The 13,043-nt window shown below is 57.0% G+C and carries 13 protein-coding genes; 8 read left to right on the forward strand and 5 right to left on the reverse strand.

All coding sequences use genetic code 11. The features are described from left to right. The first annotated feature begins 64 nt into the window (after positions 1 to 64). The 3 genes from ACEN42_RS05885 (at position 65) to rmuC (ending at position 3,833) form a co-directional block, all read left to right on the forward strand. Positions 65 to 841, forward strand: coding sequence for a hypothetical protein (locus ACEN42_RS05885; protein WP_371880877.1), 777 nt, complete (start codon positions 65 to 67; stop codon positions 839 to 841). A gap of 268 nt (positions 842 to 1,109) precedes the next feature. Next, positions 1,110 to 1,808, forward strand: a complete 699-nt coding sequence (locus tag ACEN42_RS05890; protein WP_371880878.1) for a hypothetical protein — start codon at positions 1,110 to 1,112, stop codon at positions 1,806 to 1,808. A 93-nt stretch (positions 1,809 to 1,901) separates the two neighbouring features. Then, positions 1,902 to 3,833, forward strand: coding sequence for a DNA recombination protein RmuC (gene rmuC / locus ACEN42_RS05895; RefSeq protein WP_371880879.1), 1,932 nt, complete (start codon positions 1,902 to 1,904; stop codon positions 3,831 to 3,833). A 584-nt stretch (positions 3,834 to 4,417) separates the two neighbouring features. On the opposite strand, the gene ACEN42_RS05900 is transcribed toward rmuC, so the two are convergent. Beyond that, complete coding sequence (locus ACEN42_RS05900) at positions 4,418 to 4,819, reverse strand: HU family DNA-binding protein (RefSeq protein WP_371880880.1); 402 nt, start codon at positions 4,817 to 4,819, stop codon at positions 4,418 to 4,420. Positions 4,820 to 5,106: 287 nt separating this feature from the next. Then, the gene (locus tag ACEN42_RS05905) at positions 5,107 to 5,367 is read right to left on the reverse strand and encodes a hypothetical protein (RefSeq protein WP_371880881.1); all 261 of its coding nucleotides are present in this window, start codon (positions 5,365 to 5,367) and stop codon (positions 5,107 to 5,109) included. 1,061 nt (positions 5,368 to 6,428) lie between these two features. Here ACEN42_RS05905 and ACEN42_RS05910 point away from each other — a divergent pair. Continuing rightward, complete coding sequence (locus ACEN42_RS05910) at positions 6,429 to 6,785, forward strand: hypothetical protein (RefSeq protein ID WP_371880882.1); 357 nt, start codon at positions 6,429 to 6,431, stop codon at positions 6,783 to 6,785. A 179-nt stretch (positions 6,786 to 6,964) separates the two neighbouring features. Here the strand turns inward: ACEN42_RS05910 and ACEN42_RS05915 are convergent, their stop codons facing one another. Both ACEN42_RS05915 and ACEN42_RS05920 read right to left on the reverse strand, forming a co-directional pair. Continuing rightward, complete coding sequence (locus tag ACEN42_RS05915; protein WP_371880883.1) at positions 6,965 to 7,591, reverse strand: PleD family two-component system response regulator; 627 nt, start codon at positions 7,589 to 7,591, stop codon at positions 6,965 to 6,967. Between the two features lie 327 nt (positions 7,592 to 7,918). After that, positions 7,919 to 8,128, reverse strand: coding sequence for a hypothetical protein (locus tag ACEN42_RS05920; RefSeq protein WP_371881142.1), 210 nt, complete (start codon positions 8,126 to 8,128; stop codon positions 7,919 to 7,921). On the opposite strand from ACEN42_RS05920, the gene ACEN42_RS05925 reads away from it, so the two are divergent. The 3 genes from ACEN42_RS05925 to ACEN42_RS05935 all read left to right on the forward strand — a co-directional run bounded on the left by ACEN42_RS05925 (position 8,100) and on the right by ACEN42_RS05935 (position 9,675). Then, entirely contained in the window at positions 8,100 to 8,621 is a 522-nt protein-coding gene (locus tag ACEN42_RS05925; protein ID WP_371881072.1) for a chemotaxis protein CheB, read from the forward strand. The genes ACEN42_RS05920 and ACEN42_RS05925 overlap by 29 nt on opposite strands. A gap of 157 nt (positions 8,622 to 8,778) precedes the next feature. Then, complete coding sequence (locus tag ACEN42_RS05930) at positions 8,779 to 8,961, forward strand: hypothetical protein (RefSeq protein ID WP_371880884.1); 183 nt, start codon at positions 8,779 to 8,781, stop codon at positions 8,959 to 8,961. Between the two features lie 483 nt (positions 8,962 to 9,444). After that, the gene (locus tag ACEN42_RS05935; RefSeq protein ID WP_371880885.1) at positions 9,445 to 9,675 is read left to right on the forward strand and encodes a hypothetical protein; all 231 of its coding nucleotides are present in this window, start codon (positions 9,445 to 9,447) and stop codon (positions 9,673 to 9,675) included. A gap of 121 nt (positions 9,676 to 9,796) precedes the next feature. On the opposite strand, the gene ACEN42_RS05940 is transcribed toward ACEN42_RS05935, so the two are convergent. Further along, positions 9,797 to 11,059: a putative Na+/H+ antiporter gene (locus tag ACEN42_RS05940; RefSeq protein WP_371880886.1), complete on the reverse strand. Its 1,263-nt coding sequence runs from the start codon at positions 11,057 to 11,059 to the stop codon at positions 9,797 to 9,799. A gap of 325 nt (positions 11,060 to 11,384) precedes the next feature. On the opposite strand from ACEN42_RS05940, the gene ACEN42_RS05945 reads away from it, so the two are divergent. After that, positions 11,385 to 13,034, forward strand: coding sequence for an ATP-binding protein (locus ACEN42_RS05945; RefSeq protein ID WP_371880887.1), 1,650 nt, complete (start codon positions 11,385 to 11,387; stop codon positions 13,032 to 13,034). The last annotated feature ends 9 nt before the right edge of the window (positions 13,035 to 13,043 follow it).

Consider the following 13,043-nt stretch of genomic DNA (forward strand, 5'->3'; position numbering starts at 1 on the left):
CACGCCGTCAGGCGGAACTTCGTCTCTAGAGAGTCCGAGCGCACCAGTCGCGTCAGCACCGCAATTGACCGAGACAAAACCCACACCCGAGATGGTTTGGAAGACGCAAACGTTAGGTTTCGGCCCGTTGCATCTCAAAGCAATGCTTCCGTTGGCGCGCGACAGCGCGTCTTGCAGGATGCCAGGGCCGGCCGATGACGAAGTCGGAATCTGTCAATCTGCGGTCGCTGAGGGCGACAGTGCGTGGCAAATTCGCGTCGTTACGCAACGAGACCGGTTTGTTCCGGTGTCGTGGTTTGACAACACGCTTCAATCTCTCCGGGCGTTGCAGTCAGACGACGTTATTCGTCAATTAGGGGGCGACGCCAACTCGGTCACGAAAGCAGGATTCACTAACGCGGCGCTGCTCACGTCGATGCAGCTCTCCGGCGCACTCGCTATCCGGGGCGCAGCGGCAGGGATATCTCAGTCACAGTCGGCCACAATGCGGTCGTGTGTGTATGCCTTTCTTCTGGCGGCGAACCGTCCAACGACTCTGCTCTACTGCGCGACGACCGACGACGAATCGCTCGCTGGGGCGCAAAAAATCGTGTCTTCTTTGTCAAAGCTCAACCCTTCGAGCGAATTCAAGCGTGGAAGCGCGCAGGCGGCAGAGCACGGCCTCTATCTGAAACATCTTAAAGCTGCTGGCGGACCAACTGCTGCGCCTGAACTTGCGAATTCGGAACAGGCTTACGAGCAATCTGTAGGCGACGAGTGCGGAAAGTACCCATTGATTTCGCAAGAACGTTTTCAGTGTTTCGAAGGCTTCGCAGCGACGCGTCTGTCATCCCTTCGGTAGGCGAAGAGAAATAGTTGCGCCGGACGGCTAAAGTTTCTTGTCTTCGTGACGTCAAGGAAGATAGTGCCAAAACGAGTCGTCAGGTGTAGGCAGCCGAATGTTGCGGCGACGAGCGCGAACGGCCGAAGCGGACAGCGATTCGTGGCCTCGGCTAACTAGCTCGGGCGATACGAACAATCATAACCAAATACCGGGGCGCGCCGACTTAATTGTCGTTGCGAAAAATATGGGAATGTTGGGGGGCGGCTTATTTCTGGTTGGAATCTTGATGAGCTTGGTGGGTTTTGGTGGATTCTTCGACACCAGAAAGGTCGACCGTCGGTTCAAGACCGGATACCGAAACAACGAGCGTGACACCCGTGACTTCAGACGCTCCGCGAAACGCATCTTGTACGGCATTGGCATCTGTATTGTCGGGTCAGCGGTATTAAGTTTGTCTTCTCCGTCCGAACAACCAGCGTCGTCAGCAAGCGCTGTTGGAGTCACCCCGTCCCGGCCGACGCTCGCCAGCGAAGCTTTGCCCGCATCTAGCGAGTTAGTTCAATTGGACCCCGCACCTGCGGCGGCACAAAAGAACGACAGTGGCGTGACCCTCGGGTCGAATGAACGTGTGGTGGCTTCGGTCGACACGCCGATAGTCGCGAGTGCTCCTCAGAGCGTGGCCTCCGCGCAGTCCCGCGACACGGCACTGCAAATGAGTAGTTCAAGCGTGGGATGTGTAGATGATGGGTCGTTTTTTGGTGCCAATGTTTGCAGAAGCGGTACTCTGGCGGCCGCGTATGACCTCGAAGTCAGGGAGTATGAGTCGGCGCAGGCCCGGATTGGAGTGAAAGACGTCGGTGTGCGGATTGAACAGGAGAAATGGCTTGAGCAGGTCGTGAAGGGTTGTTCGGATATGCCGTGCCTGACAAACGCCTCTGACGCGAGAGTCTCTGATTTGCGTGGCCGGTATAGGAACGATGGCTAAGTCGCCGGCGGTCAGCCAGTGACCCCTTGAGGTGGCGCGAGATGTCTCGCCCTTGTACCAAGCTTCGAAAGCTTCGTGTTTCGCGGGGATGGAATGGATTCTTTCGTATATATCGGCTTCCTCGTTATCGGGGTTATGGCTGGCGCAGTAGTCTCATGGCTGCTGATGCGTGGGCGCGTTCAGCTTCAAGTCCAAGCCGCAGTGGCTCAGACACAAAGTGCATCGCAAATAGACTTCGCACAAAAAGAGGAGCGGCTCAGGGCGACGCTCGAAGAAATCGCGAAACTACGCGTCGCGCGAGACCTTGCAGCGAAGGAATTCAGTGAGCTTCGCTCTGAACTGGACCAGAGTCGAAATGACCAGGCGCGTTTATCCGAGAGGTCATCTCGCGTCCCTGAGCTTGAGGCAGACTTGAAGCGATTACTCGAAAAAATTCAAGAGGGCGAAGACGAGAGCCGCGCTCTCGCTACAAGTGAGGCGCAGCAACGGCAATTGGCAACCTCCCTTGAAGCCAAAGTCGCGGAACTTGCTAAAGATGTTGAAGGACTGGGGAGAGAAGCATCTCAATGCAGGCGCGCGTTGAATGAAGCTAACGAGCGAAAGGCTGCACTGGAAGAGCAAGCGGCACTGATTCCGACACTTGAAGATAAGCTCGAAGCAACAGAAACCCAGTTAGAGGAAACGAGCAAGCAGCTCAGCGACTTGAGAGAGTCTAGCGGGCGCTCCAACGGCAAGTTGACAGCAGAACTTGCAGCTGAGCAGGGCGCGCACGCATTAGCCCGCGAACAGCGTGCTGCCGAGGCTGACGCGCGGGTGCTAGCGGAAGGCGAGATAGCGCGCTTGAGTTCCGAATTGACTGAGCTCCGTACAAGCTACGACGCAGAACGCAAGCATGCGGATGAGAAGCTCCAGTTGCTGACACAGGCCAAGGAGGAACTGAGCGCGCAGTTCAAGGCTTTGGCGACGGAGATTCTAGAAGAGAAGTCCAAACGATTCACCGAACAGAATCAGACCAGTCTGGGCCAATTGCTTGAACCGCTGAAAGTCCGACTCAAGGAATTTCAGGGTAAGGTCGAGGAAGTTTATGTTCAGGAAACCAAGGACCGGAGCGCCCTTGCGGAACAGGTTAGGCAATTGCATGCGCTGAATCAGGCACTGAGCGACGATGCGAGGAACTTAACCTCGGCGCTGAAAGGGTCCTCGAAGACCCAAGGCAACTGGGGAGAATTGATTCTCGAGCGTGTCCTTGAATCGTCTGGTTTGCGGAAGGGGCATGAATACCTTGTACAGGATAGTCAGACTCGGGAAGACGGCAGCCGCGCTCAGCCTGATGTCGTGATTCTTTTGCCGGAAGAACGAAAGCTGGTGGTCGATTCGAAGGTATCGTTGGTCGCCTACGAGGCGTATGCATCGGCGGATACCGAAGCGCAACGGTCCATCAGCCTGCGGCAACATGTTGAGTCGATACGCGGCCATATTAAATCTCTTTCGGACAAGAAATACCACGCGCTCTACGGCAAATCGCTTGATTTTGTCTTGGCGTTCGTGCCAATCGAGCCAGCATTCATGTTGGCTATCACGAACGACAAAGATATTTTCATGGAAGCCCTGAATCGTAACGTTCTACTGGTGAGTCCATCCACTCTGTTATTCGTCGTCCGCACTGTGGCGCACCTTTGGAGGCAGGAAGCACAAAATCGAAATGCGCAGGACATCGCGCGTCGGGGAGCGGAGCTTTATGAGAAGCTTTGTGGATTTGTCGACGATTTCGAAACCGTGGGCAAACGGTTGAAGCAGGCGCAGTCAGCATTCGATTCAGCACAGGGCAAGCTCGTAACCGGAAGGGGCAATGTAATTCGTCAAGCGACGATGCTTCGCGAGTTGGGCGTCAAGCCGTCGAAAGACCTCCCAGCGGCCCTCGTTGAATTGGCGAGTGAGGATGAGCAGTCCATCATTGTTGACAGTGCGCTGGTCGAAGACAATGACGCGCGCGCCATGATTACGGGCACCGTCGGTATCGACTAGCGACATGTATGCCGCATGTGTGCGTGGGCAACTCGTAACTAGCGTGGGCGGGAACAACCTACGTTGCGCTCAGAGTTCAACGTGCACTACTCTTCCGTCCAGAGAAAGGTGAGTAATGGTCGTTGCATGCTTTCCGATTTCTGAGCGCTTGACGACTAAAAAGCAAGATATTGCCTTCACGCAATGGACCTGGAACAAGTTCGACAAATCCTTTTTGACCACCGGCCGTATCTTGCTCATAGAACCAACAGGACCGACGGCTGCGAGACATGGTGGCTCCTTCTCGCCGACGGCAAGAGCGAGAGGCGCGTCCTTCGTGCGAGACCACTGGCGACCGGTGTTCAATTACGGTGGCCTGTGACAAACGCGCCAACACGTCGCTTCGATGGAGGCTCAGAGCAACTTCTCGCTGGCGTTGATAAGGAAGTTGCCTTGGCAAGAGAAGAGTTCCAATCCAAACAAGGAATTCGGGTACGAAGCGCTACGCCCTGAGGGAAGTGTCTCAGGGCGAAGGTGACGGCATCAACGTTGGAGGAGCTAGAGGGCCCGCAAAGGCGGGCCTGTCGTGAAGAAATATTGACGGTTTAAGCGGCCGCATCCTTCAACTTCTTCAACGCACGCACCTTCAACTTCACTGTGGCCGGCTTGGCGTCAAACCATCGCTCTTGACCCGTGAACGGGTCCTTGCCGAAGCGACGCTTCTTGGCTTCCACCTTTTGCGCATTGATTTTGAGTAGGCCGGACAGCGTAAACTCGCCCAAGCCCTTCTTGTTCACAGCACCCAGAATCGTGTCCTCGAGCGCTGCCAGCACTGCCTTCACTTGCTTAGGCTCAACGCCGGCTTGCGTTGCCACGTGGGCGGTGAGCGACGCTTTAGTGAATTGGTCTTTCACCGGCTTGAACGTTCCGCCGGCAGCAGCCTTCTTCGCCGGAATGGTCTTGGTTGCTGCGGCCTTCTTGGACGCGACGGCCTTCTTCACGACCACAGTGGTCTTCGCAGCACAGCCTTCTTCGTCGCTGCGGCCTTCTTGGCCGGTGCAGCAGTTTTCGTTGCAGCAGCTTTCTTCGTTGCCATTGAGGCTCTCCCTGAAGTTGAACGCTGCTTAAGACGACGCACCCGGTGCATGATGCACTCGGCACATGCGTCGTCGTAAGCTGGCGGCTAGCGTAGCAACGGTTCATACGATTGGCAACAAGAAAGCCCCTTAAAACAAGCGATTTTTGCGAGATTGGGCCGTTTTCTAGCGCGGTATCGCCGAATTGCTTTGGTCAATCATCGTTGCTCCCTCGATTCGCGGAGGAAAAGCGACTCGACCGCCTCGCCCGGGTAGTCTTGCGGCCAGTTCGCTGAGAGCCGTTCGACCACAGCCCGAACGCGCTCCGTTGTCTCTGAACCGTCGTCGGTTCCTGCCTCGTTACTGCCGCTCACGCTCGCCCCGGCTGCGCCGTTGGCAATCGTTTCCAGAACACCCTCTCCGCAACCGGTCCAACGCTCGCCGGAGCCGCCCGAGTCGAAGATGAAGACTTTTCTCATGGCAGCCGCAGCCGCCGTTGCGCTATTGCTCACGGGCTTTGCGCAAGCCCGGTTCTCCGCCGACGAGTCGCAGTCAATGCCGCAACAGGCCCAACAAAATGGACCGACGTCCTCAGGGGAGAATGCAAACGGCGGCGCAACCCCCACGCATAGCGCGAGTGCAAAATCATCGACATTGGGAGCGCACAACCCGAACAATTGTTCGCCGTTCCATGCTGCAACGCCTATATCTGGGACCGCTTCGGTGCTAGCGCCACATTCTATGCCGGCGCAGGATTCTGCGTGGTGACGCTGGTTCCTCTCGTAACGGCCAAAATCAAACGGAGCGGGGAGAGCGTGACCTGGCGGGTTGTGAGTGCTAAGCGGCTTCTAGCCACGGAAGAGTGGTATCTCGACTCAGCATGCGAACAGCCCCACGCGAGAATCAGTCGTCCTCGTCGCGATGATGATGTTCCCATCCGCGATGCCGACCGTGGTCATGCCACCGGCGCTCGTCACGGTAATCGCCACCGTGGTCGTACCGGTAACCGTAAACTGCAGTTGGAGGATAGAACACTGGCGGCGGCGCCTCGTACACGACCGGCGGTGGAGCGACGTACACTGGACCTGGGACGCCCAGATAGACTCCGATGTCCGCGTGAGCGAAAGCCGCGCTGGAGGCAGCTACAGAGGAAATTCCCACTGCGAGAAAGAGGGTACCGCGCTTCATGGGTTCTCCTGTTGTGCCCAGTTCTGGCGCGTGCCAGACGGTGACGAATGATGCAGATTGTAGGGACGTCAGGCCGTAGGAAGTACGACGGCAATGTCAGCCGTGTAACCGAGCGTAACCAAAAAATGGCGTCACCGATTTTGACGTCGAAACACGTCATTGGGGCAGCCGAGAAGAGAACGCACATCGACGTAGACCGCCGGCTTTGCTCACGCGCGCTCATGAAGCGCAAACCGGCGAGCTTTCTACAATCGGTAGCCTGAGCTGACGGCAGTCTCGCTTGGTCAGCTACTTGAACTCAGCCTGCGAATTCGTACAATCAAGACATCACGCCCAAGTTGACGAGTTCCCTATGGCATTTTCAGTTCGCTCCGATTTGCAGGCGCAGGCCGAGATGCTGACATTTCTCGTGGTCTCCCATCTGGCGACGAAGTTTGCTACCGGTGGGTGGATGTCCGTCGAGAATACAGTCGAGTCCTCAGCTTACTGGTCCGGGTCAATGCAGCGCGATGAAGATGTTGTGCCCAGAACGATGTTGGCGAGTAGCGCGTGTTCGATTGCCGAGGCGATTGAAAGAGAGACGGGCCTTGCGCTCAATGGCAGTGCTTTGGCGACTATCTTTGACAGCAATCTGCGGCTGGACTTCTCGTCTCCCACGACTCGCGACATTTACGACCGATGTCACGCATACCTTCTCACGGTCAAGTAGGTCCGCGACCACGACGCGAGCTGCTTATTGCGGCCAGTCGCGAGCCAATGGATTCCGATACTTGTGACCTATGTTATTTGGAGGGCCTAATCTCCCTGCGGGCGTGCGATGCGACTGTTTGACGGACGTCGGCAAGGCATTCCTTGGCTATGGAAGCGGGATGCTCAGGTCAAGTGACTTCATTCGCGGGCGCCCCGAGCGCATGCAGGGATTTCCGGCCAGTCCACGCTCAGATGATAAAGCCGGACCAGGCCGGCCACGCTCAGCAGTAGATTCTGGCTCAACTGTTCAGAAAGGCCAGTGTCGGCGCGGAGGTGTGCAAGGAGGAGTATCCGCTTTTCTTGATATCGCCAGAGCACGATTCCACGTCGTATCCGTTGCCGGACTGCATCGCAGCGTTGCGACGTTCCGCTGGGAAGCGTGGCGGGCTGCAAAACGCGCGGCTCCGCCTCGCCGATAGGTGCCGAAGCTGCGAGATGGTTGACGAGGTCGAGAAAATGGCGTGGGTCTACGGGCTTTCGAAGCATGCCTTCGACAGGAATCGGTGCAATATCGACTGCACCGGACATCAGAATAATGGGCATCAGCGCAAACTCGGGCAGCGCGCGCAGAATACGGACCATGTGCGGGCCCTGGACCTCGGCCATGTCTATGTCTGAGACGATGAGATTTGGCCGACATGCCGCTGCCTCGAGGCCAGTTAAGCCATCGTCCGCCACAATAACGGAGTAGCCGTTGACTGCCAGTATTTCGGACATCGCGTCGCGGGTGTTTTGGTCGTCGTCAACGAGAAGCACTTTGCGCATTCTTGTTCTCCGTCATATGACAGAACTCGCAGCAGTGACCGTTCCTGAGACCGAGCGACTGCGAATTCGCGCCAGAGCTATTCCTCAACCCCAATTGCAGCGGGAGTTCGGCGCTGGGCGCGCAATCAATACGGATACAAGTGGCGTAGAGGCGGGTCTCGAACAAGGGCCGCTTCGGCTTGTTTGATACGTCCGAGCAGCATGAACTTGAGGTAGTCTGCCAATCGCGGCGCGACAGCAGGTTATTGCTCGACGGCGTCACATATAGGGCGCATTATGTTCGCGTAGGGTCAACAACGCTGCAGTAACTCGACTGCGTCGCGAGCTCTATGAGACGCCGATTGTCCGCTCATCAATGCGGCGGAAATGCGCCATTTCGAGACTTTCGGCCGTCGCGCCGTTCGTCAATCGGCGGAAATCGATGCCTTGTTCGACGAAAAACTGGTTTGTTGCGATAGGTGCGTCAGGTCCGCAAGGGCTCGACGACATCATACGTTTGCTTGGCGCGATGCCTGCCGACTCGGCCGCCATATTCATGGTGGTCCTCCACCGCCCCAGCAACCAAAAGAGTGAGCTTTTGCATATTCTGCAACGCTGCTGCGCAATGCCGGTGAGAATCGCCGAACAGGCGGAAGAACTTCAGCCAGGTGTCTGCTACATCGGCGAGCCGGCGGAGCATCTGACGCTGATGTCTCAAGGTCGCGCCGATATGATTGCCGGCGCGAAGGACGCGTATCGCAACCGTACTGTCGACTTGCTACTGGCTTCGATTGCTCGAATCGCTAAGCATCGAGCCATTGGCGTGATTTTATCGGGAGCGCTTGATGATGGTTCAAGGGGCCTCGCGGAAATACATGCCGCCGGCGGCGTGACAATGGTGCTTCAACCGTGTGTTACGGCGCACGGAATGCAGCAGAACGCAATTGAATACGACGGTCCGGTAACCCGAGTGGGCACATCAGAGGAGCTTGCGCGGGAAATCTGCCGCCTCGTTGCCGAGCCAATTAGCGGTCTTTGCGGAGCAGAGTAATTATGTCGAAGCTGCTGTTTGTCGACGACAACCGGGACACGGCTGACGCGCTCGCCGACCTGGCAATTGCCCTTGGACAGCCGGGGGCGTGCGGCGGTGCAACAGCTATTCATTTTCGTCAAGCGAGGCCTTCGAGCTCATATGCTTCGACGTGTCATTGCCGGACGCCGACGGACGTGACATTTGCCGTCAGATTCGCAACGGCAGCTCGGCACGTGCGCGGATTGCGATAACGGGCTACCGCGACTTGGAGCGCAACGACGACGTGAAATCGTTCGATAGCCATATTGTCAAGCCAGGCAGTCTCAAGCAGCTCGAGCGGTTGGACGCGGGCATCTGAATCTTCCATCGCCGGCTGTGACGTTTATGCGGTGGAAAATGCCGAACAGCCATATCCTGGTCTCGAACAACTTCAGACTCCCAATGAGCTCAGAACCTCCTTCTGCTCCAAACCTTCTCGTTGCAATGCGTGATTTCACCGCCCGAGGCACTTCGGAATCTCGGTTAAGGAACTTTGTGACGCCACGGGTTCGACCAGAATTGACATTAGCAAACAGCTCTATCGCCTCGCCGTTGCCGGGAAGGCGTTTTCCGATGGACGAAATGGGGCGCTTCGCTACTATCTTTTCGCCGATGCACGCAATGAGCCAGCGAACACGAAAAAGTAGCGTCGAACTGTTCACTCGTAAGCCGTGCCGCTTCGGTGAGCGGATGTCGCGCTCCTGTCAAACACATCTGCTACCGTATTTTCTTCCGGCACGCCCGGACGAACAAGCATGCGGCCGCGCAACAGCTCGCCGCATGCTTGCACAGGAGCTCACCGATGCTGACGTGTTTTGCAGTGCGCCACCAGGCCGATAACGCAATAGTTCGAACTGCTGACCATAATATTTTGCGGGCCATCGCGGACGAGGCCAGCGTTCGGTTTGAACCAGGATGGGTTGAAATGAGCTACCTTGAAATGCCACGTGACGAGATGACAAGACAAGCCGTCGAGGAGCGCCTGCGCCAGAATCAACTTGCGTTTGACGTGGTCACCCGCATCGCTTATTGACGTTTGCGAGGTCGCTTCGACGTCGCCGACATTTGTAACGGGGAGCTTTGCTAAGGGGGCTCGAAAACGGCCCCTTGTTGCTGCGACCGGGCAAGTGTGCACGCCCTTTGCCGAACGGCTCCTATAAAAGAAGGAAGGCGACGCCGGCCGTTATGGTCGGCAGCAACGCAGCGCCCAGCAATTTCAGCGGACTCACCGCTCCTTCGGAAAACCGATTGCCCAGTATCGCCAAGCCTGCCGGGTTCGGCGCATTCGCAATCACAGTCAATCCGCCGCCGGTAACCGCGCCGGCCAAGAGCAGGTACTTTGCGTCGTCCGATAAGCCAGGGATTAGCGACCCCAGGTAAGTGATGGCCGCATTGTCCATCACCGCAGTCAGTCCTGTGGCACCGAAGTAAAGCGTGAGGGCATCCATCGAACGCACGATTGGCTGCAGCCACCACTGTTGCAGTCCACCGAGCACAACGAGGCCGCCGAGGAAGAACGCGACCAGTAGGCTTTCTCGAAGCATGAGAGGTGATTGATGGCGCTCGTACGCCTGGGTGTATCCCAAGAAAAACAGGAACGCACCCACGAACACGACGGCGTGATGCGAATTGATGACGACCAGCGCGAGGAACGCGATATGAACCAGAGTGACGCCAACAGGAACTCGCGGTGATGGGACGGTGCCCGCATCTTCATTGCCTTGCAGCGTCGGCACGCGCTTGGCAGTCAGCGCGACGAAGGCGGTTGCATTGAAGAAAACAGCGAGGGCGGCTTTCCATCCGAACGTGGCTGCCATGAATCCAGTATCCCACCCCCAAGCGCTTGCAACCATGAGCACCGGTGGCGCCGCGTATGAGGTCATGACACCACCGATTGATACATTTACGAAGAGCAGCGCGAGTCCGAAATACTTCACGCCCTCCGTTATGTGGGTGGAGAACAATCTGTCGCGCAGCAAGAGCGCTGCAAGAGTCATTGCTGCCGGTTCGGTGATGACGGAGCCCAAGAGAGGTATCGCGGACAGGGAGAACCAGATAATGGCAACTTCGGTGCGCACGGGCAAGAGCCGCGATAGTTGCATCACGATGTTCGTCACCAGCACGAGAATCGGTCGACTTGCAGCGACCACCATGATGACAAAGACAAACAGCGCCTCCGTGAACTCGCGATGCTCCAGGTAGCCGACGGTCGCGTTAGCGCCGACAAGCGCCCACATTACAAGACAAAGAACAAGCGCCCAGAATCCAAAGACTACCTCGACCTCCGCCAGAAAATGAAAGACGCCCGCATGTCGAGGCAAGCGGTGAGCGAGAGCCTCAATGCGTACCACCGCGAACGTGTGGATAAGAGCTGAAGCGAAGATAACGGCGGCGGCGATTTCGACGGAATGGGGCATTAGGCGAGCTAGTGGAGATGAAAGAATTCGTGACTTGATGGTCTACATCATATTACAAATGCCTGACGCGCCGGCCACTTGCGGTCCGTATCACTCCGGTCTCAGAAAGTGGGCGCATAGTTGAAACGCCCTCCGGACGGTGGTCTCAGCCGCAGTTACACTTTGCGACCAACCGAACGTCTTCGTCGCTGTACGTGAGGGAATCGGGGAGTCGCGCGCAATCGCGGTTCCCGGGCCGCTCTTTTAGCGCGCGCCGTCGCCGCGCTGCTCCCTAAAACCTGCGAAGCCGGACTCCAGGCATAAAAACTGCTGCTTCCGTTGGCTAATGGCCGCGCGCGACGGCCATCTTCGCGCTACCGAAGGCAGTATCGGCTTGCTCTCCCGCTTCGCTCGCCCAAATTTTGCAATGCACCCGAAAGACGGTCCAACAAATAATCGCCCGCAAGGCTCCCCGACGGAGCGTTACAGCCTTGAATTGCTCGTGAACTCCGTGTACGACTATGCAATCTTTGGCTTGAGCGAGACGGGCGTTGTCACCAGCTGGAACACAGGCGCGCAGCGCCTCAAGGGATATTCGACGGACGAAATCGTCGGTAAGCACTTTTCGATTTTCTATCCGGCCGAGCGGGTCGCGATGGGCGAGCCGGAGGAAAACCTAAGAGTGGCAGCGGAGTCAGGGCATCATCTGCAGGAGGGCTGGAGGGTCCGAAAAGACGGCTCAGTATTCTGGGCGAGCGTCGTGATTTCCGTGGTAAAAGACCCAAATGGCAAGGTAATCGGTTTTGCCAAAGTTACACGCGACATGACCGAACGGCGAAAGCTCGAAGAGCTCGAAGCATCGAGCCGTCGGATGAACGAATTCCTCGCTCTGCTCGGACACGAACTAAGAAACCCACTTGGACCTGTTCTAAACGTCGTGAGTTTGTTAAAGCGATTTGAGTCGCCGCCACATCACATCGTGGACTATGCGAGAAACGTGTTAGAACAGCAGGTAGGAAACCTAACGAGACTGCTGGACGATTTGCTTGACGTGAGCCGCATTAAAACCGGGAAAGTGCCGATTATCCGACGGCCCGTGAGTGTGAAAGACATCGTACGGCGAGCCGTCGACAGCGTCGGGCCTCGAATCGCTGCTAAGCGCCAAGTTCTAGAGGTTCAGCTACCGGATTCCACAGTCGCGGTGTCCGGCGATGCAGTGCGTCTCACGCAAGTGATTTCTAACCTCCTCGACAATGCGCACAGATTCTCCTCCCATGGAGAACGCATCCGGCTCGAGGTGGTCATCGAGCACCGGTCGGCCCTCATTCGCGTTATTGACAGAGGGCGTGGAATACATGCGGACCGGATTGACTCCGTGTTTGAACTCTTCTTTCAAGAGCAGGCGCCAGGCACGACAAAGGACGAAGGCGGGCTGGGCGTTGGTCTCACGCTTGCCCGCTCGATTGTCGAACTACACGGAGGCCACATTGAGGGTAAGAGCGATGGCGCGGGGCAAGGTAGCACCTTCACCGTTTCGATTCCATTGATAGACCAGGCTGCGGACACACCGCTTCCGAGTTCAAGCCGTCAATTGCCCGCCCCGAAATTATCAGCATTGAAGATTCTCGTCGTTGATGATAATGAAGAATCAGCGGAAAGCATGGCACTGCTGCTAGGCGTGGACGGGCACGAAGTGAAGACGGCATATTCCGCCTTCGATGCCGTAGATGCGGCATCGGCGCTTCGCCCTGACCTGATTCTTCTCGACCTGTCGATGCCTTCCATGTCGGGTTATGAGGCAATACGCCTATTGCGCAATGCGGTGAAGAACGACGATTTAATGGTCGTCGCCGTGACCGGTTTCGGGCTCGAGGATGACAGGCAACGCACTTCAGCGGCCGGTTTTGATGCTCACATGACCAAGCCCGTGGCGGCCGGTGCACTTGACGATGTTGTCACGTTGGCAAGAGTCAGAGCACTCCGCAAAAGACGTTAGTCGTCGCGC

Source organism: Caballeronia sp. S22, from assembly GCF_964261745.1.
GTDB lineage: Bacteria > Pseudomonadota > Gammaproteobacteria > Burkholderiales > Burkholderiaceae > Caballeronia > Caballeronia jiangsuensis.

Bases quoted from the DNA above. Each gene is read 5' to 3' on its own strand.
- ACEN42_RS05890 (WP_371880878.1), top strand. From the start codon at position 1,110: ATGAGCTTGGTGGGTTTTGGTGGATTCTTCGACACCAGAAAGGTCGAC.
- rmuC (WP_371880879.1), top strand. From the start codon at position 1,902: ATGGATTCTTTCGTATATATCGGCTTCCTCGTTATCGGGGTTATGGCT.
- ACEN42_RS05905 (WP_371880881.1), bottom strand. From the start codon at position 5,367: ATGAGAAAAGTCTTCATCTTCGACTCGGGCGGCTCCGGCGAGCGTTGG.
- ACEN42_RS05910 (WP_371880882.1), top strand. From the start codon at position 6,429: ATGGCATTTTCAGTTCGCTCCGATTTGCAGGCGCAGGCCGAGATGCTG.
- ACEN42_RS05915 (WP_371880883.1), bottom strand. From the start codon at position 7,591: ATGCGCAAAGTGCTTCTCGTTGACGACGACCAAAACACCCGCGACGCG.
- ACEN42_RS05925 (WP_371881072.1), top strand. From the start codon at position 8,100: ATGCCTGCCGACTCGGCCGCCATATTCATGGTGGTCCTCCACCGCCCC.
- ACEN42_RS05920 (WP_371881142.1), bottom strand. From the start codon at position 8,128: ATGAATATGGCGGCCGAGTCGGCAGGCATCGCGCCAAGCAAACGTATG.
- ACEN42_RS05935 (WP_371880885.1), top strand. From the start codon at position 9,445: ATGCTGACGTGTTTTGCAGTGCGCCACCAGGCCGATAACGCAATAGTT.
- ACEN42_RS05940 (WP_371880886.1), bottom strand. From the start codon at position 11,059: ATGCCCCATTCCGTCGAAATCGCCGCCGCCGTTATCTTCGCTTCAGCT.
- ACEN42_RS05945 (WP_371880887.1), top strand. From the start codon at position 11,385: ATGGCCGCGCGCGACGGCCATCTTCGCGCTACCGAAGGCAGTATCGGC.